Annotated in this window: 19 protein-coding genes and 1 pseudogene; 12 read left to right on the forward strand and 8 right to left on the reverse strand. The window is 55.2% G+C overall.

What is annotated here, in order from left to right; all coding sequences use genetic code 11:
* Window positions 1-23 precede the first annotated feature (23 nt).
* The 3 genes from serB to trpS form a co-directional block, all read right to left on the reverse strand.
* Entirely contained in the window at window positions 24-863 is an 840-nt protein-coding gene (gene serB, locus Q4A85_RS00955; protein ID WP_303107277.1) for a phosphoserine phosphatase SerB, read from the reverse strand.
* Window positions 864-1,417: 554 nt separating this feature from the next.
* Window positions 1,418-2,365 carry a thioredoxin-disulfide reductase gene (trxB, locus tag Q4A85_RS00960; protein ID WP_303107132.1) on the reverse strand — a complete coding sequence of 316 codons (948 nt, stop codon included), beginning with the start codon at window positions 2,363-2,365 and terminating at the stop codon, window positions 1,418-1,420.
* Window positions 2,366-2,485: 120 nt separating this feature from the next.
* Window positions 2,486-3,493 (reverse strand): tryptophan--tRNA ligase, encoded by a 1,008-nt coding sequence (gene trpS / locus Q4A85_RS00965; protein WP_303107133.1) that lies wholly within the window; start codon window positions 3,491-3,493, stop codon window positions 2,486-2,488.
* A gap of 102 nt (window positions 3,494-3,595) precedes the next feature.
* On the opposite strand from trpS, the gene grxD reads away from it, so the two are divergent.
* A complete protein-coding gene (grxD, locus tag Q4A85_RS00970; RefSeq protein WP_303107135.1) occupies window positions 3,596-3,913 on the forward strand; it encodes a Grx4 family monothiol glutaredoxin in 318 nt (105 codons plus the stop codon).
* A 151-nt stretch (window positions 3,914-4,064) separates the two neighbouring features.
* Here the strand turns inward: grxD and Q4A85_RS00975 are convergent, their stop codons facing one another.
* From Q4A85_RS00975 to Q4A85_RS00985, 3 genes are all read right to left on the reverse strand, one after another.
* Window positions 4,065-4,229, reverse strand: a complete 165-nt coding sequence (locus tag Q4A85_RS00975; RefSeq protein WP_303107136.1) for a hypothetical protein — start codon at window positions 4,227-4,229, stop codon at window positions 4,065-4,067.
* Between the two features lie 188 nt (window positions 4,230-4,417).
* Window positions 4,418-5,518 carry a phosphoserine transaminase gene (gene serC, locus Q4A85_RS00980; protein ID WP_303107138.1) on the reverse strand — a complete coding sequence of 367 codons (1,101 nt, stop codon included), beginning with the start codon at window positions 5,516-5,518 and terminating at the stop codon, window positions 4,418-4,420.
* Window positions 5,519-5,740: 222 nt separating this feature from the next.
* Window positions 5,741-6,499: a TatD family hydrolase gene (locus Q4A85_RS00985; RefSeq protein ID WP_303107140.1), complete on the reverse strand. Its 759-nt coding sequence runs from the start codon at window positions 6,497-6,499 to the stop codon at window positions 5,741-5,743.
* Window positions 6,500-6,658: 159 nt separating this feature from the next.
* Here Q4A85_RS00985 and Q4A85_RS00990 point away from each other — a divergent pair, with 159 nt between their 5' ends.
* From Q4A85_RS00990 to Q4A85_RS01005, 4 genes are all read left to right on the forward strand, one after another.
* Complete coding sequence (locus Q4A85_RS00990; protein ID WP_303107141.1) at window positions 6,659-6,898, forward strand: hypothetical protein; 240 nt, start codon at window positions 6,659-6,661, stop codon at window positions 6,896-6,898.
* A 42-nt stretch (window positions 6,899-6,940) separates the two neighbouring features.
* The gene (locus Q4A85_RS00995) at window positions 6,941-7,621 is read left to right on the forward strand and encodes an alpha/beta hydrolase (RefSeq protein ID WP_303107142.1); all 681 of its coding nucleotides are present in this window, start codon (window positions 6,941-6,943) and stop codon (window positions 7,619-7,621) included.
* A 49-nt stretch (window positions 7,622-7,670) separates the two neighbouring features.
* Window positions 7,671-8,411 (forward strand): SIMPL domain-containing protein, encoded by a 741-nt coding sequence (locus Q4A85_RS01000; protein WP_303107143.1) that lies wholly within the window; start codon window positions 7,671-7,673, stop codon window positions 8,409-8,411.
* A gap of 143 nt (window positions 8,412-8,554) precedes the next feature.
* The gene (locus Q4A85_RS01005; RefSeq protein ID WP_303107144.1) at window positions 8,555-9,826 is read left to right on the forward strand and encodes a GntP family permease; all 1,272 of its coding nucleotides are present in this window, start codon (window positions 8,555-8,557) and stop codon (window positions 9,824-9,826) included.
* Window positions 9,827-9,921: 95 nt separating this feature from the next.
* On the opposite strand, the gene Q4A85_RS01010 is transcribed toward Q4A85_RS01005, so the two are convergent.
* Entirely contained in the window at window positions 9,922-10,311 is a 390-nt protein-coding gene (locus Q4A85_RS01010) for a hypothetical protein (protein WP_303107146.1), read from the reverse strand.
* Between the two features lie 71 nt (window positions 10,312-10,382).
* Here Q4A85_RS01010 and Q4A85_RS01015 point away from each other — a divergent pair, with 71 nt between their 5' ends.
* The 5 genes and pseudogenes from Q4A85_RS01015 (at window position 10,383) to efeB (ending at window position 15,603) form a co-directional block, all read left to right on the forward strand.
* A complete protein-coding gene (locus tag Q4A85_RS01015) occupies window positions 10,383-10,634 on the forward strand; it encodes a hypothetical protein (RefSeq protein ID WP_303107147.1) in 252 nt (83 codons plus the stop codon).
* A complete protein-coding gene (locus tag Q4A85_RS01020; protein WP_303107149.1) occupies window positions 10,564-11,697 on the forward strand; it encodes a glycerate kinase in 1,134 nt (377 codons plus the stop codon). Before Q4A85_RS01015 ends, Q4A85_RS01020 begins: the two co-directional genes overlap by 71 nt.
* A gap of 144 nt (window positions 11,698-11,841) precedes the next feature.
* Entirely contained in the window at window positions 11,842-12,651 is an 810-nt protein-coding gene (efeU, locus tag Q4A85_RS01025) for an iron uptake transporter permease EfeU (RefSeq protein WP_303107150.1), read from the forward strand.
* 35 nt (window positions 12,652-12,686) lie between these two features.
* Window positions 12,687-13,902 (forward strand): annotated as a pseudogene (gene efeO / locus Q4A85_RS01030) (iron uptake system protein EfeO).
* Between the two features lie 366 nt (window positions 13,903-14,268).
* A complete protein-coding gene (efeB, locus tag Q4A85_RS01035) occupies window positions 14,269-15,603 on the forward strand; it encodes an iron uptake transporter deferrochelatase/peroxidase subunit (protein ID WP_303107151.1) in 1,335 nt (444 codons plus the stop codon).
* A gap of 144 nt (window positions 15,604-15,747) precedes the next feature.
* Here the strand turns inward: efeB and waaF are convergent, their stop codons facing one another.
* Window positions 15,748-16,752 (reverse strand): lipopolysaccharide heptosyltransferase II, encoded by a 1,005-nt coding sequence (waaF, locus tag Q4A85_RS01040; protein WP_303107152.1) that lies wholly within the window; start codon window positions 16,750-16,752, stop codon window positions 15,748-15,750.
* Between the two features lie 112 nt (window positions 16,753-16,864).
* Between waaF and Q4A85_RS01045 the strand changes: the two genes are divergently transcribed.
* Window positions 16,865-17,182 carry a hypothetical protein gene (locus tag Q4A85_RS01045; RefSeq protein WP_303107154.1) on the forward strand — a complete coding sequence of 106 codons (318 nt, stop codon included), beginning with the start codon at window positions 16,865-16,867 and terminating at the stop codon, window positions 17,180-17,182.
* Window positions 17,179-17,445 (forward strand): hypothetical protein, encoded by a 267-nt coding sequence (locus tag Q4A85_RS01050; protein WP_303107155.1) that lies wholly within the window; start codon window positions 17,179-17,181, stop codon window positions 17,443-17,445. Before Q4A85_RS01045 ends, Q4A85_RS01050 begins: the two co-directional genes overlap by 4 nt.
* Window positions 17,446-17,507: the final 62 nt, after the last annotated feature.

A 17,507-nucleotide genomic window follows, 5' to 3' on the forward strand; every position in this document is an offset into this window, starting at 1 on the left:
TCAGGCTGCCTTATCAGGCGAAATCATGTAAACAGCCGCCGCACCGCTTCCCAACCATGATGGCTAATCGCAATCGGTGCGGCTGCTTGGGTCTTGGGCTTGGCATGATACGCCACGCCAAAGCCAGCGGCTTGCAGCATGGGAATGTCGTTTGCGCCGTCGCCAATCGCCAGCACTTCATCGCGCGTTGCGCCGATGGCTTGGCGATGCTGGTGGAGCAAATCGGCTTTGGCTTGCGCATCAATCACCTTGCCCAGCACCTTGCCCGTGAGCCTGCCGTTGATGATTTCAAGCTGGTTGGCAAACGCCCAATCCAGCCCCAAGCGGCTTTGCAGGCGGTCGGTGAAATAGGTAAAGCCGCCCGACACCAGCAAAAATCGGATGCCATGTGCTTGGCAATCGCGGATAAATTCTTCCGCGCCTTGCGCCAGTTGCAGCTTGTGTTCATACACTTCGGCAAGCTGGTTTTCAGGCTGCCCTTGGAGCAGGGCAACGCGGTGGCGCAACGATTGTTCAAAGTCCAATTCGCCTTGCATGGCGCGCTCGGTGATTTCGGCGATTTGGTCTTTGAGCCCCGTGCCAACGGCGATTTCGTCGATGCACTCGATGGTAATCAACGTGCTGTCCATATCGCTGACCACCAGTTTTAACGCGGAAAACGGCGTGTCGGGGATAAGCGCATAGTCAATGTGATGATGCTGAAATTCGGCAGCGGCAGCAGCGGGGATGCGCGTGTAGTCGCCATCGGTGGGCAGGCGCAGGATGCTGTTGGGCAGGGCATCGGGCAGGTCAAAATAATGCGCACTAATCGGCAGGCGTGCGCGGGCAAGGTGGGGCGATTGTAGGATTAGGGTGGCGGGCATGGTGTGGTGTTGGGGGGAACGAAATATTCTGATTTTATTGCTGTTTACGGCAAGTAGCATGGGTTGGATGTTCTGCAATCTGTTCCTTTCCCCGCTGGCGGGGGAAAGCTAGGATGGGGGTGGCTGTTTAACCTACCACCCCCGCCAGCGGGAGAGGGAACGGCGGTGCGGCATATTTTAGAACCTGTATTCACTATTTCCATAGGCAGATTTGATGATATAAAAGCGCGGATACAAGGCAAAAAGCACAGCAAGGTTGGACACCTTGCGAGCATTTTTAACGCGGTAGCCGCGTTTTTAGGGCATAAAAGATGCCTATGAGAATAGTGAATACAGGTTCTTAGGATGCTACTCATCGTTTTTGGGAAGAGGCAGCCTGAAAAAAGGAATGGTGTTTCAGGCTGCCTTTTGGCGCATAAACAAGCGGGGCGTGCGTATCATTTTGAACATTGCCAAACGGTGCATGGCACAGCCACACGCCCTACGCCGACTGAACTTTAAAACGCCAAGGCAGCCTGAAAACGCATCACCACATTTCAGGCTGCCTAAACCGTTTACGCCTGACTATCCAGCCAGCGTTCCGCGTCCAACGCCGCTTGGCAGCCGCTTGCCGCGCTGGTAATCGCTTGGCGATACACATGGTCTTTCACATCTCCCGCCGCCCACACGCCGTCAATATTGGTTGCGCCTGTGTTGCCATCGTTGCCGCCGCGCGTAATCAAATAGCCCGTTGCGTCCATGTCCAACTGCCCTTTGAAAATTTCGGTGTTGGGCTGGTGTCCAATGGCAATGAACACGCCTTGCACCGCGATGTCTTCGCTGCTGCCATCGTTGTGGCGCAAACGCGCACCTGTTACGCCCGCGTCGTCGCCCAAGATTTCGCCCAACTGCGCGTTGGTTTTCAGGATGATTTTGCCTTCGTCCACGCGCTGCATCAGTTTTTCTACCATGATTTTTTCTGCGCGGAACGTGTCGCGGCGGTGGATTAGGGTAACGCTGCGGGCGATGTTGGCAAGATACAAGGCTTCTTCCACCGCCGTATTGCCGCCGCCCACCACGGCAACGTCTTGCCCCTTATAGAAAAAGCCATCGCAAGTGGCGCAAGCCGATACGCCGCGCCCTGCAAACGCTTCTTCGCTGGGCAAGCCCAAATATTTGGCAGACGCGCCTGTTGCCACAATCAGCGCATTGCAAGTGTATTCGCCCATGTCGCCTTTGAGCGTGAACGGGCGGCGTTGCAAGTCCACGCTGTTGATTTGGTCAAACACAATTTGCGTGCCAAAGCGTTCGGCATGTTTCAAAAATTGCTCCATCAATTCAGGCCCTTGCACGCCATCGGGAAACGGCGGGTAGTTGTCCACTTCGGTGGTGGTCATCAGCTGCCCGCCTTGCGCCATGCCTGTGATGATAACGGGCTGCAAATTGGCGCGCGCGGCGTAGATGGCGGCGGTGTAGCCAGCAGGGCCCGAGCCTAGGATGATGAGTTTGTGGTGTTGGGTCATTTGGGGTTTCCTTGTAAACGATTGGGTTTAAATGATTTTCGGTTTTCAGGCTGCCTTGATGGTGTGTGCAAAAGCAGCCTGAAAATGGGTTAAGCAACAATATAAAAGGCAGCCTGAAACCTATTTCAGCGTGCGAATGCCCACCGCTTCTTTGGCTTCTGCCAACAATTCTCGCGCTTCGGTTCGCGCTTTGGCTGCGCCCGCTTGCAAAATATCTTCAATGCGCGATGGATGGGCAATCAGGTCGTTGTACACATCGGTTTTGTCGTCCAACTCCGCGCCGATTTTGGCGGCGAGCAGTTTTTTCGCTTCGCCCCAAGCCAAGCCTTCGTTGAGCATTTTTTCAAATTCGCGCGTTTCTTCGGGCGTGCTAAACGCTTGATAAATTTCAAACAATGGGCTTTCGTTTTTTTGCTTGGGTTCACCTGGTTCTTTTAGATTGGTTACGATTTTGTTTACCGATTTTTGCCGCTGTTTCGGCGTTTGAAACAGCGGGATGGTGTTGCCATAGGATTTGGACATTTTGCGCCCGTCCAGCCCCACCAATAATTGCACGTTTTCGTCAATCGCCGCTTCGGGCAACACAAAAATCTCTTTGCCAAAGCGATGGTTAAATCGTTGGGCGATGTCGCGCGCCATTTCAACGTGTTGGATTTGGTCGCGTCCCACGGGCACGCTGTTGGCTTTGAACATGAGAATATCGGCGGTCATCAGGATGGGGTAGCTGTATAGCCCGATTTCAATTTCGTAATCAGGGTCTTGATTTTCGGCGATATTTTTGTCCACGGCGGCTTTGTAGGCATGGGCGCGGTTCATCAAGCCTTTGGCGGTGATGCAGGTTAAAATCCAGTTCAGTTCTAGGATTTCGGGGATGTCGGATTGGCGGTAAAACGTGGTGCGTTCGGTGTCCAAGCCGCAGGCAAGCCATGTGGCGGCAACGGCGCGGGTGGATTCGGCTATCATCGCGGGGTCGTGGCATTTGATGATGCCGTGGTAGTTGGCTAGGAACAGATAGGATTGGGCGTTGTCTTGCGCGGCGGCGCGGATGGCGGGGCGGATGGCACCGACATAGTTGCCCAAATGGGGGATGCCTGTGGTGGTTACGCCTGTGAGAATGCGGTGGGTCATGGCTGGCTCGTTTGTTAAAAAGACAAGGGCAAATCTTAACACAGGCAGCCTGAAAAATCGCTATAATCGCGGTTTTTTCACACGCTATCAAAGGACACATCCATGAGCATTCAAGAGCAAATCAAAGAAGTGGTTACCACGCATCCGATTGTTTTATTTATGAAAGGCACGAAACAGTTTCCGCAATGTGGGTTTTCTTCTCGCGCGGTGCAAATTTTGAAAGCGGCAGGCTGCGAGAGCTTTGCCACGGTGAACGTGCTGGAAAACGATGAAGTGCGCCAAGGCATTAAGGAATTTAGCAACTGGCCTACGATTCCGCAGCTTTATGTGAACGGGGAGTTTATCGGCGGGGCGGATATTTTGATGGAGATGTTTGAAGCGGGGGAATTGCAGGAATTGTTGAAAACGGTTGAAGCGTAATTATTGGGATGGATGATTTTCAGGCTGCCTTGTCTTTTGGAGATGGGCAGCCTGAAATGTTTTTTATGGGGGGAAAGGCAGCCTGAAATGTGATGCGGGACTTGGGGTGCGGGGGCGAATATTGGGCAGCCTGAAATGTTTGCCCGCGTCTCTACGGCTTGCTTGCAAGCCGTGCGCTGGCGAAAGCTGGGGATGAGTGCGCGGTTTGTTTTTGGGTGTGGGCGGTTGTTTTGTGTATGGCGGTTGTGTTGATGGTTTTAGCTTTGCTGAAACTCACTTGGTTTGTTTTCAGGCTGCCTTGGGATTGCGCCCCCAAGGCAGCCTGAAAGTTTTATTTAATGGATGATTTGTAACCGCGCGGCGATTTTGTCCTAACTTCGCGTTTTATTTGTCCTATGTTGTAATGACAAAATGAATGCGAAGTTAAGCCCATCGTTAAATAACTTTGGCAATTTGGCGACGAGCCGTTGCCGTTCCATTGGTAAGGCAGCCTGAAACGCGCCATTATCCGTTCTTGCGCTGAAATTCGTGCATAAATTGCGCCAGCGTTTCCACGCCTGCTAGCGGCATGGCGTTGTAGATGCTGGCGCGCATTCCGCCGAGCGTTTTGTAGCCTGCCAGCGATTGCAAGCCGTTTAGCGCGGCTTCTTGCACGAAGCGTGCGTCCAATGCTGTGTTGCCTGTGCTGAAAATGACGTTCATGCGCGAGCGGGCTTCGGGGGCGATGGCGTTGCGGTAGAAGCCGCCGCTTTGGTCTATGGTTTGATAGAGCAGGGCGGCTTTGCGCTCGTTGATGGCGGCGATTTTGGCGATGCCGCCTTGTGTTTGCAGCCAGCGGAACACCAAGCCTGCGATGTAGATGGCGTAGGTGCAGGGGGTGTTGTACATGCCGTTGCGGTCTAGGTGGACTTGGTAGTTCCATACGTTGGGGATGCGGTCGGTGCAGCGTGCGAGCAGGTCTTCGCGGATGATGACGACGGTTGCGCCGGCCATGCCGATGTTTTTTTGCGCGCCTGCGTAGATTACGCCGAAGTCGGACACGTTAATCGGGCGCGATAGGATTTCGGACGAGAAATCGCACACCACGGGCGGTGCGTCGTTGCCGAGCTTGGGGATGGGGTGGTATTGCACGCCGTGGGCGGTTTCGTTGATGACGTAGTGCACAAAGGCGGATTGTGGGCTGATGTCCCATGTTTCGGGCGCGGGCAGGTTGGTGTAGTTGAACTGTTCGCCACCGTGCGCGGCGATGTGCACGTTTAGATGCGGCGAGAGTTTGCCCATTTGCTCGGCGGCGATGCGCGACCAGTTGCCTGTGATAACGGCATCCGCGCGCTGATGCCCTTGCGCTAGGTTGAGCGCGACTTGGGTGAACTGCGCCAATGCGCCGCCTTGCAAAAACAGGATTTTGTAGTGGCTGGGGATGTTCATCAGGCTGCGCAGGTCTTGCTCGGCGTGGTGCAGGATGCTGAGAAAGGCATCGGAGCGGTGCGACATCGTCATCACGGATAAGCCTGTGCCGTTGTAGTCCCGCATTTCTTGTTGCGCGGTGCGCAGTACGCTTTCGGGCAGGGTGGCGGGGCCGGATGAGAAGTTGTAAATGGGCATGGGCGTTCCTTTTGGGGCTGGTTGCGGATGCGGGGGATTGTAAGCGGGAAGTGTTAAGGTTTGCAAGGATGGGCTTTCAGGCTGCCTAATTGTTTTCAGGCAGCCTGAAAACGCCCATCCGATGCTTAAACGCGGGCGCAAACGTTAGGCAGCCTGAAACTATCCACGCGCTCCTACGGCTTGCTTGCAAGCCGTGCTCTGGCATGGTGGTGGGCTGGCTGACTATTGTGTGAGCAGTTCCACCAAATTCTGTTCACACGCCGCCGCCAATTCTGCCAACGATATGCCGCGCAATTGGGCAACCATTTCGGCGATGCGCTGCACGTTGGCGGGCGTGTTTTGCTGTTCAGGCTGCCCAAAGGGGCTGTCGGTTTCCAGCAATAAGGCGTTCAGCGGCAGTTGCGCGGCGGCAATGCGGGCTTTTTTGGCGCGGGGGTTGAGCAGCAGCGAGCCGATGCCGATTTTGAAGCCGCGTTGCATCAGCAGCCGCGCTTCTTCTAGGCTGCCTGAAAAGGCGTGGGCGATGCCGCCGCGTGTAAATTGGGTGGACTGGATGGCTTGGATGATGGCGGCGGTGGCGCGCAGGTTGTGCAGAATAATCGGGCGGCGATGCTGCTGGGCAAGCGCAAGCTGGGCTTGAAAGGCTTGGATTTGCGCGGCGCGGCGTTCGGGCGACTGGGTTTTGTCGTAAAAATCTAAGCCGATTTCGCCCACCAGCAGCGCGGGATGCTGATGCAGATGCTGCGCCAATTCGTGCAACGCGCTGGGACTGGCTTGCTCGGCGTGCCACGGGTGGATGCCCAGCGCAACGGCGCGGATTTCAGGCTGCCTGAGCAGCGCGAGCGCGGTTGCCCATTCGGCGTGTTCAGCGGTGGGCACGATAAACTGGCTAACCTGCGCGGCGCGGGCTTGGGCGATGATGTTAGGCAGCCTGAAAAACAGGGCAGGGTGGGTGAGATGGGTGTGGGTGTCGGTGAACATGGCGGGCGGGCGTTTATTGCAATTAACAAAGTTGCGTTACTTTTAACACATTTAAATAGTGTTTAAAATAGTAAACATCCGTTAAGCCATCAGGTTATCAACACGCAAACATAGGCAGCCTGAAAATTAACATTCAGGCTGCTTTTTTGGATTTTGACCATGAACGACAATCATCATCTCAACGCATCAGCCCAGATTCTGCAAACCATGCAACGCGCCCAGCAAGCCAGCCATTTGAAATGGTGGAAACGGGCAGCGTTTGCCATTGCCATTTTCCCACCGCTGTTGAGCCTGATTTTAGCGTGGCAACACACAGGCAAATTGCCCACATCGCTGCTGCTGTGGCTTGTTTTGATAACATTTGTGGCTATTTTCGGTTTATTTAGAAAGCCGCGCTAACCCCGTTTAGCTTTTTCAGGCTGCCTTTAAGGATTTCCCAAAATGAACAAACACACGCTTCACATCAACCAACGCGAACTCACCGCCTATCTCCCCGCCCAGCATCGCCCCAATGCCCCCACGCTGCTGGCGTTCCCCGACAGCCCCGCCGAAGCCGATGCGCTCGCCGCGCTGTTGCCCGACTACATCGCACTACTTGCCCAGCCCGAAGCCAACTGGGAACACGCCTTCACCCCGTGGCACGCGCCCAAGCTGTTTGCCAAAGGCGCAGATTTCGGCGGTGGCGCAGACGCAACCTTGCAGCAATTAACCGCCACCATCTTGCCCACCGCCGAGCGCGAACTGGGTTTGCAGCCGCAATGGCGCGGCTTGCTTGGCTACTCGTTGGCAGGCTTATTCGCGCTCTATACCGCCTACCGCAGCGATTTTTTCCAGCGCATCGCCAGCGTTTCAGGCAGCCTATGGTTTGACGGCTGGGCAGATTTCGCCGCTGCGCACACGCCCAACCCCTTGCCGCAAGCCATGTATTTTTCGCTGGGCGACAAAGAAGCGCAAAGCCGCAACCCGCGCATGGCAGCCGTGCAAACCGCCACCGAAGCCGTGTTCACACAATGGCAGCAATACGCCTGCCCCTGCACGTTAGAAATCAACGCAGGCGGGCATTTTGACAACGTGCCGCAGCGGCTAGCCCAAGCCGCGCGGTGGTTGATAGAGGCAGCCTGAAAAGCGGATAATCACATTTCCCACCATCTTTCTGTGAAAGGGCAACACCATGAGCGACAACAAAATTCTCCCCGCCATCATTCTCGCCGCAGGCATTGCATCAGGTGCAGGGCTGCTGGGCGCGCAATTCAAAAACCTGCGCCAACCGGGCACGATTACGGTAAAAGGGCTGGCCGAAGCGCAGCACAACGCCACGCTCGGCACATGGCGCGTGGGCGTAGAAACATGGGGGCAAGACTACGCCGCCGCATTAGCCGCCAACAAGAAACACCTTGCCAAGCTCAAAGATTTCCTGAAACAACAAGGCTTCCCCTATGAAGCCCTGCAACAAGACGAAGTGGACGTATCCAGCCACAACGAACGCTATTACGACGAAAAAGACAACGAGCGCACCCGCCAAAACGGCTACGATGCCACGCGCCACATCACCGTAACCACCAAAGACCTTGCCGCGCTGCAAAAAGCCCTATCCGCCATACAAGGCTTGCGCGCCGAAAACGAAAATGTTGTCTTTGGCGAGCCCAAATACTTTTTGGACAACTTGGAAACCATCAAGCGCGATTTAATCGCCAAAGCCACGCAAGACGCAAAAGTGCGCGCCGATGAGTTCGCCAAAACAGGCAACGCCCGCGTGGGCGCGATGACTTCCGCTTCGCAAGGTTCGTTTGACATCAAAGCCGCAGGCGTAACCGATGAAGACGGCGACGACAGCTACGGTGGCAGTTACAGCACCAGCACGATTGAGAAAAAAGTGCGGCTGGTGGTAACGATTCAATATACGATTGACTAGCGGCTAAAACCGCGCAGCGCAAAGCCAAGCAGGATGACTAAAATGATTTAGTCATCCTTTTTTTGTAAAGAAATTGACACGCACGATTACAAATCCTTAACATACGCAGCGATTACATTTCACTACATCCCAAGGAGAAATAAATGGCTGTTTCTGTAAGCGCGTTAGGCGCGATTGTGGCGTTGGTGGTCGCCATCGGTTTGATTTTGCGAAAAGTGCCGCCTGTTTACGGCATGATGGCGGGCGCGTTGGTTGGCGGGCTGATTGGCGGCGCAGATTTGGTGCAAACTGTTACCCTGATGATAGACGGCGCCAAAGGCATCACCACCGCCGTGATGCGGATTTTGGCGGCGGGCGTGTTGGCAGGCGTGTTGATTGAATCGGGCGCGGCAACCGTCATCGCCGAAACCATTGTGAAAAAGCTGGGCGAAACTCGTGCCTTGCTGGCATTAGCGGTTGCCACGCTGATTTTAACGGCGGTGGGCGTGTTTATTGACGTTGCCGTGATTACCGTGTCGCCGATTGCGCTGGCGTTGGCGCAGCGTGTGGACTTATCCAAAATGGCGATTTTGGTGGCGATGATAGGCGGCGGCAAAGCGGGCAATTTGATGTCGCCCAACCCCAACGCCATCGCCGCTTCCGACACCTTCAAAATCCCGCTCACTTCGGTGATGGTGGCGGGCATCATCCCCGCCATCTTTGGGCTGACGCTCACCTATTTTCTCGCCAAACGCTTAACCAAAACAGGCACCGCCGTTGCCCCCGAAGAAGCCGCCGCGCACGCGATTGATGGCAAATATCCATCGTTTGCCGCCGCGATTGCCGCGCCCGTTGTCGCCATTGTGTTGCTGGCGTTGCGCCCGATTGCCGATATTAAGATTGACCCGCTGATTGCCTTGCCCGTGGGCGGCATGGCAGGCGCAACCATCATGGGGCAGTTTCGCAAAATCAACGATTACGCCGTGAGCGGCTTGGGCAAAATGTCGGGCGTGGCGATTATGCTGCTGGGCACAGGCGCGCTGGCGGGGATTATCGGCAATTCAGGCTTAAAAGACGTGTTGATTCATGCGCTCACCGCTTCGGGCTTACCCGCCTATCTGCTCGCCCCCGTTTCAGGCAGCCTGATGTCGCTGGCAACCGCGTCCACCACCGCAGGCACCGCCGTTGCATCCAACGTATTCAGCGGCACGCTGCTGGATTTGGGCATCAGCAGCTTGGCAGGCGCAGCGATGATACACGCAGGCGCAACCGTGTTTGACCACATGCCGCACGGCTCGTTCTTCCACGCCACAGGCGGCAGCGTTGCCATGGCAATCAAAGATCGGCTCAAAGTCATCCCCTACGAAACCGCCGTCGGCTTGATTATGACCATCGTCTCCACGCTGATTTACGGCGTGTTCCGCTGGTTTGGCTAGGCGGTTTGGTTTGAGCTTGGTTGAAACGTGAGGCACTCGTTTTCAGGCTGCTCGGATGGATAAAGGCAGCCTGAAACAGAATGTTTATGTTTATTTCAGGCTGCATCGGTTGTTTTTAGCCAGAGCACGGCTTGCAAGCAAGCCGTAGGGGCGCGGGGAGCCGTTTCAGGCTGCCTAACCATCGCGCCCGCGTTTAGCCGTAGTGCGGGCAACTCGCTTGCCCACCGTAACCAACCGAAACATTCGGTGGGCAACCCGTTGCCCACCCTACGCCCGAAACCATTTTCAGGCTGCCTAAACCGCAGGCGAAAATGAATGTTGAAGCAGCCTGAAACCCATGCCCAACCCGCAACCGATGGAGCATCGTCTGTTCGCCAACATATTCCTGCTCGCCCGCAAAGCCCATTACCATTAAACACACCCTTTGGCGATGAGCCGTCGCCGCTCCATTTTTGGTTTTCAGGCTGCCTAAACCGCAGGCGCAACGATTAGGCAGCCTGAAAATACTACTCTTGTCCTATATACGGCTGATTGCAACCATGCGTAGGGTGGGCAATTGATTGCCCACCACGCCGAACAGCAATATTTGGTGGGCAACCCGTTGCCCACCCTACACCCGAAACCATTTTCAGGCTGCCTAAACGCGGGTGCAACGATTAGGCAGCCTGAAACGCCACCCCGCGCCCCTACGGCTTGCTTGCAAGCCGTGCACTTTCCCCACCCAACAAGGACACTCCATGAAAATCATCATCGCCCCCGATTCTTTCAAAGAAAGCCTAACCGCGCTGGAAGTCGCCGATGCGATTGAAGCGGGCTTAACAGCCGTTTTGCCGCACGCGCAATGCGTCAAAATCCCGATGGCGGATGGCGGCGAAGGCACGGTGCAATCGCTGATTGATGCCACCGCTGGCACGCTGCACACCGCCGAAGTAACCGCGCCGCTGGGCAATCGCATCGCCGCGCACTACGGCATTTCGGGCGATGGCAAAACCGCGATTATTGAAATGGCGGCGGCTTCGGGCTTGCATCTGGTGCCGCCCAGCGAGCGCAATCCGCTCATCACCACCAGCTATGGCACGGGCGAATTGATTTTGGCGGCGTTGAATCACGGCGTGGAAAAAATCCTGCTCGGCATTGGCGGCAGCGCAACCAACGATGGCGGCGCGGGGATGCTGCAAGCCTTGGGTGCGAATTTGCTGGATGAACACGGCGCAGCCATTGGCTACGGCGGCGGCAGTTTGGCGCAACTGGCGCGGGCGGATTTTTCCCGCTTGGATGCGCGTTTGCAGCAGGTTGCGCTGGAAGTAGCTTGCGATGTGAACAATCCGCTGTGTGGCGAAAAAGGCGCGGCGGCGGTGTTTGCGCCGCAAAAGGGCGCAACGCCCGAAATGGTGCGCTCGCTGGACGCCAATCTGGCGCATTTTGCCCAAATCATCCAGCGCGATGCAGGCAAAGACATCGCCAGCGGCGCGGGCACAGGCGCGGCGGGCGGCATGGGTGGCGGTGTGTTGTTGCTGCCGCGTGCCGAGCTGAAATCGGGCGTGCAAATTGTGATTGATTATGTGCAACTGGCCGACCAAATCCGCGATGCCGATTGGGTGATTACCGGCGAAGGGCGCATGGACGCGCAAAGCGTGCACGGCAAAACACCCATTGGCGTGGCGCGGGTGGCAAAACAGTTTGGCAAGCCCGTGATTGCGCTGGTGGGCTGCCTGCGCGCCGATTATCCTGCTGTTTACGATTGCGGCATTGACGCGGTGTTCCCGATTATTCGCCAACTGGACACTTTGGAAGCCACGTTGCAGCATGGCAGGGCAAATTTGCAATCGGCAGCGGAAAACGTGGCGCGGCTGTTTTTGGCGTTGAGATAAATTTTGTGGCTCAAAAAAGATACTGATTGAAAACAAGACAGTATCTTCTATTGAGCCATGATTTTTATTTAGATACTAATAACGATTTGTATTTTCTCTTTGTTCTCCGTATAATCGCGTCTTTTGTAAAGATTTTGAAAAGATATGTTAGTTGCGTTTCTCATCATGCTGCGCGAAGGTATTGAAGCGGCGTTAATCGTGGGCATCGTGGCAGGCTTTTTGAAGCAATCGGGCTATGCGCACATGATGCCGAAAGTGTGGATTGGCACGGTGCTCGCCGCGCTGATGTGTTTGGGACTGGGCTTGTGGATACACCGCGAAACGGGCGAAATCCCGCAAAAGCAGCAAGAATTTGTGGTCGGCGCGCTGGGCTTGTTTGCCGTGGCGATGCTGACTTACATGGTGCTGTGGATGAAAAAGGCTTCGCGCGGGTTAAAGCAATCACTGCAAACTTCGGTGAGCAATGCCTTGCAGCGCGGCTCGGGGCATGGCTGGGCGTTGGTGAGCATGGCGTTTTTAGCGGTGGCGCGTGAAGGCTTGGAAAGCGTGTTTTTCTTGATTGCGGTGTTTAACCAAGCACCGACCGCCGAAATGCCGCTTGGCGCGGTGTTGGGCTTGGTGGCGGCGGCTGTGATTGGTTATTTGATTTACAAAGGCGGCGTGAAAATCAACTTGGGCAAGTTTTTCCAATGGACGGGCGTGCTGTTGATTTTTGTGGCGGCGGGCTTGCTGGCGGGCGCGTTTCGTGCGCTGCATGAAGCGGGCGTGTGGAATATTGGGCAAACCATTGTGTTTGACTCATCGCATATTTTGCATAACGACAGCGTGATGGGCGTGTTGCTGGGCGGTTTTTTTGGCTACACCGACCACCCTGTTGTGAGCGATTTGGTGTTGTATGTTGTTTATCTGGTAACTGTGTTGTACCTATTTTTCAGGCAGCAAAAGGCAGCCTGAAAACTTGTTTTATTTACTACTCTAAGGAAACCTTTATGAAAGTGAAATATCTCTCCGCTACTTTGGCTGCAATGTTTGCCTTAACAGCGTGCCAACCGCCCGAAGGCAAAAAAGACGCGCCTGCGCCTAGCGCGGCATCGGGCGCGGCTTCCCAAGCTGCCGCTTCTGCACCTGCTGGCGAAACCCCACGCAATGCCGATGGCAGCGTGTCTGTTGCCGTGAACGACAACGCTTGCGAGCCGATGCAAATCACCGTGCCCAGCGGTCAAACCGTGTTCCAAATCAAAAACGACAGCACCCGCAAGCTGGAATGGGAAATCTTAAAAGGCGTGATGGTGGTGGACGAGCGCGAAAACATCGCGCCATCGTTGTCCGACAAAATGACCGTAACCCTGCTGCCGGGCGAATACGAAATGACTTGCGGCTTGCTCACCAACCCACGCGGCAAGCTGATTGTTACCGACAGCGGCTTTAAAGACACCACTGATGAAGCCGCGCTGGAAAAACTGGCGCAACCACTCGGCGAATACAAAAAATACGTTCAAGGCGAAGCCAAAGAGCTGGTAACCAAAACCGAAGCCTTTGTTGCCGCCGTGAAAGCAGGCGATATTGACAAAGCCAAATCGCTGTTCGCTTCCACCCGCGTGCACTACGAACGCGTAGAGCGTAGAGCCGATTGCCGAATTGTTTAACGAGCTAGACCCCGCCATTGACGCGCGCGAAGACGACTTCAAACTGCGCGCAAAAGATTCCATGTTCACAGGCTTCCACCGCATTGAACACGCGCTGTGGGTGCAAAAAGATGTGAAAGACATGGGCGCAACCGCCGATAAACTGCTGGCAGACGTGAAAAAACTGCAAGCCGAAATTGACGCACTTTCCTTCCCCCCAGGTAAAGTAGTCGGCGGCGCGGCAGAATTGATTGAAGAAGTCGCCAGCAGCAAAATCACCGGCGAAGAAGACCGTTACAGCCACACCGATTTGAGCGACTTCCAAGCCAACGTGGACGGTTCATACAAAATCGTAGAACTGTTCCGCCCACAAATCGCCGAGAAAAACCAAGCCCTGCTGGATAAAGTGGACGCGAACTTCAAAACCGTCAACGAAATCCTAGCCAAATACAAAAATGCAGACGGCAGCTACGCCGACTACGAAAAACTCACCAAAGCAGACCGCAACGCGCTGCAAGTGCCCATCAACGCACTGGCAGAAGACCTAGCGCAACTGCGCGGCACCTTGGGCTTGAAATAAGCCAGCAAAGGCAGCCTGAAAAGCCCCGCAAACGCTTTTCAGGCTGCCTTTTCACGTTTGAAAAACAGAGTAGTCGTTTCCATTCAGCCTTAGACAAGGCAGCGAGCCGCAGATAGTACAAGTAGTACAGCAAGGTGAGCCAACGCAGTATAAGGCTGAATGGGAACGACTAAGCCAGCGCACGGCTTGCAAGCAAGCCGTAATCACGCGAATACCGTTTTCAGGCTGCCTATTCTGTCACGCCCGCGCCCAAATATCGCAATCGCAACGCATAAGGCAGCCTGAAACGAAGTTCAGCGTAGCTAAAAACCATTCATCCAACGCAACCGCACCATACCCCCCAACAACGATAAAGGAAACCCCACCATGAGCGAACAACTCCAATCCCCCAGCAAACGCGCCCTATTCAAAACCGCCGCCGCTGTTGGCGCAACCCTAGCCACAGGCAGCCTAATCGCCTGCCAACAACAGCCCGCCACCAGCCCAAGCAACAGTCCAGCCAGCGGCACATCCAACCCCACCCCCGCCAACAACGACGCTTGCGGCGGCAGTGGGCATTCCAACGTCAGCATACCCTGCCACGGCGCACACCAAGCAGGCATCATCACCCCCGACAAAGAACAACCCTTCGGCACACTCTGCGCCTTTGACGTACTCGCCAAAAACACCAAAGAGCTAGAAAACTTCTTCCGCACGCTCACCGCCCGCATAGAATTTCTTACCCAAGGCGGCGAAATCGCCGAAATTGACGACAAACTCCCGCCCCCCAGCAGCGGCATACTCGGCAAACAAATCCCCCCAGACGGGCTTACCATCACCGTAGGCGTAGGCAACAGCCTATTTGACGCACGCTTCGGGCTCGCCAAACACAAACCCCTGCGCCTGCAAGAAATGACCGACTTCCCCAACGATGCCCTAAAAGCCGAATGGTGCGACGGCGACATCAGCCTACAAATCAGCGCATTCAGCCCCGAAACCTGCCAAAACGCCCTGCGCGACATCATCAAAAACACCAGCCACGTCGCCACCATCCGCTGGGCGATAGACGGCTGGGCACCCAAAACCGAAGCCCCCGATGCCGCCTCCCGCAATCTATTTGGCTTCCGCGACGGCACAGGCAACCCCAATATCCGCGACCCCAAAGTCGCCGACACCATGCTGTGGACAGGCATCACCGAAAACAGCCAAGACGAACCCGCGTGGGCAAAAAACGGCACCTACCAAGCCATACGCATCATTCGCCAACTGGTTGAATTTTGGGACAGAACCCCGCTGCAAGAGCAACAAGACATCTTTGGGCGCGCCAAATACTCCGCCGCCCCGCTGGGCAAAAAACACGAACACGATGCGCCCGATTATGCCAGCGACCCAGACGGCAAACGCATTCCCAAAGACAGCCACATGCGCCTAGCCAACCCGCGCGACCCCGAGTTCTTAAAACGCCACCAACTCTACCGCCGCCCCTACAACTACTCGCTGGGCTTATCAACCGCCAAACAGTTAGACGTAGGCTTAATTTTGACCATGTACCAAGCCAACTTGGCAGACGGCTTTATCTTCGTGCAAGGCTTGCTCAACGGCGAACCGCTGGAAGAGTACATCAAGCCATTTGGCGGCGGGTATTTCTTTGTGCTGCCCGGATTTGAGCAAGGCGGATATTTGGGGGACGGGTTGATTAAGCTGGTACAGCCGCAGCAGTAGTAGATTGATTGAAAAAGATTAGGCAGCCTGAAAAGCGAATGGGTGCTTTTCAGGCTGCCTTTGTTTGGCATGATGGCATCCGTTTTCAGGCTGTCTTGCGAATTAGGCTAACGCTGGCAAGAGCATCAATAGGCAGCCTGAAATTTATTCTTCCGCAATCGCAATCACCTTTTCAGGCAGCAATTTGGTCATGCAATCAAAATGCCCCAGCGGGCATTCGCGTTGGAAACAGGGGCTGCAAGCCAAATTCAGCGTGGCGATTTTGGCTTTGTCGCTTAACGGCGGCGTATGCTCGGGGCTGGATGAGCCGTAAATCGCCACCAGCTTGCAGCCCACCGCCGCCGCAAGGTGCATCAAGCCGCTGTCGTTGCAAAACACTTTATCCGCGCAGGCGAGCAAATCAATCGCTTCGTCTAGGCTGGTTTTGCCGCATAAATTGGTGCATAGGCAGCCTGAAAGCTGGTTAATCTCTTCGCCTAAATCAAAATCTTTGTGCGAGCCAAACAGCCAAATTTGATAACCGCGCTGGGCGTAATGCTGCGCCGTGGCGGCAAAATGGCGCGGCAGCCAACGCTTTGCCACGCCGTATTCCGCGCCGTGGCAAAACGCAATCACGGGCTTGTCCAAATCCAACCCATGCGCTGCCAACGCCGCCGCTTGGCTTGCCGCGCTGATGGTAAAACTGGGCTGCGAAGAATGCCCGTCAAACGCCGCTTGCGATGCGTGCGCCAGCGCGGTGTATCTATCCACCATCAGCGGCAGCGCGGCTTTATCCAGCTTGCGGATGTCGTTAAGCAGCACATAACGCTGTTCGCCCACATAACCCGTGCGCTGCTTGATGCGTGTGGCAAACGCCAGCAGCCCCATTTTCAGGCTGCCTGCGGTGGCAATCACTTGGTCATAACCGCGCTTGCCCAGCATCCGCCCCACGCGCCAACGCTCGCGCAGTTGCAACGCACCGTGTCCAAATGGGTTGTCCAAAACCTCGTTCACTTCATCCATGCGCCGATACACCGCCTGCGACCACTTGGGCGCAAACACATCAATCACGCAATCGGGATGCAATTCGCGCAAACGGCGCAGCATCGGCTGCGTCATCACGCAATCGCCAATCCACGAAGGCGACAAAACCAGAATTTTTTTAGCCATTTCATCCTGTTTGCAAAACCAAAAACGCGCCGATTGTAGGGCGAAAAACTGCCACGCGCAAAAGTTTAGGGCTACAATGCCACCTTTCGTTTACCCGCCCCCATTGCATAATATGACCGCCACCCAATGCTACGCCAACGCCCGCTTAACCGCCATCCGCCACATCCCGCACGAAGACAAACTGATTTTGAGCTTTGACGAACACGAAGACTGCGAGTTCAACAGCGTGGTGGATTTTTCGCTCAACGGCTTTTATCCGCACAATATTTTGTTTGATTTATACGAATACGACCTTGCATCGCTGCCACCGCGCGTTGCCGCCGAGTTTCCCACGCTGTCGTATTACATCCACAGCGGCGAAAACTGGCAAATTTTCCATCTCTCGCCGCAAGCGGGCATGGGCGGCATTATTGTGTGCGCCACGTTTTGATTGCTCGCTGCATGAATGAGCACTTTCAGGCTGCCTTATCGTGTATAGGCAGCCTGAAAAACTGTTTACGCGCCGAGTTAGATATCTGCCTTGCTGTAAACAACAGCGACATCAAAGGCAGCCTGAAAAACAAAAATGGAGCGGTGACGGCTCATCGCCATGCTGTTGAGTTGGCAACATTACCAAACCTTCTACTCGCCATACTCGTTTTCAGGCTGCCGTATCCGCCCAAACCACACCCGCGTCCCAATCCACCCATTTAGGCAGCCTGAAACTTCCCCCGCGCCCCGTTTTCCGTTAAAGTACACATTTTACAAAAACAAAC

It is taken from the genome of Kingella sp. (in: b-proteobacteria), assembly GCF_030527935.1.
GTDB lineage: Bacteria > Pseudomonadota > Gammaproteobacteria > Burkholderiales > Neisseriaceae > Kingella_B.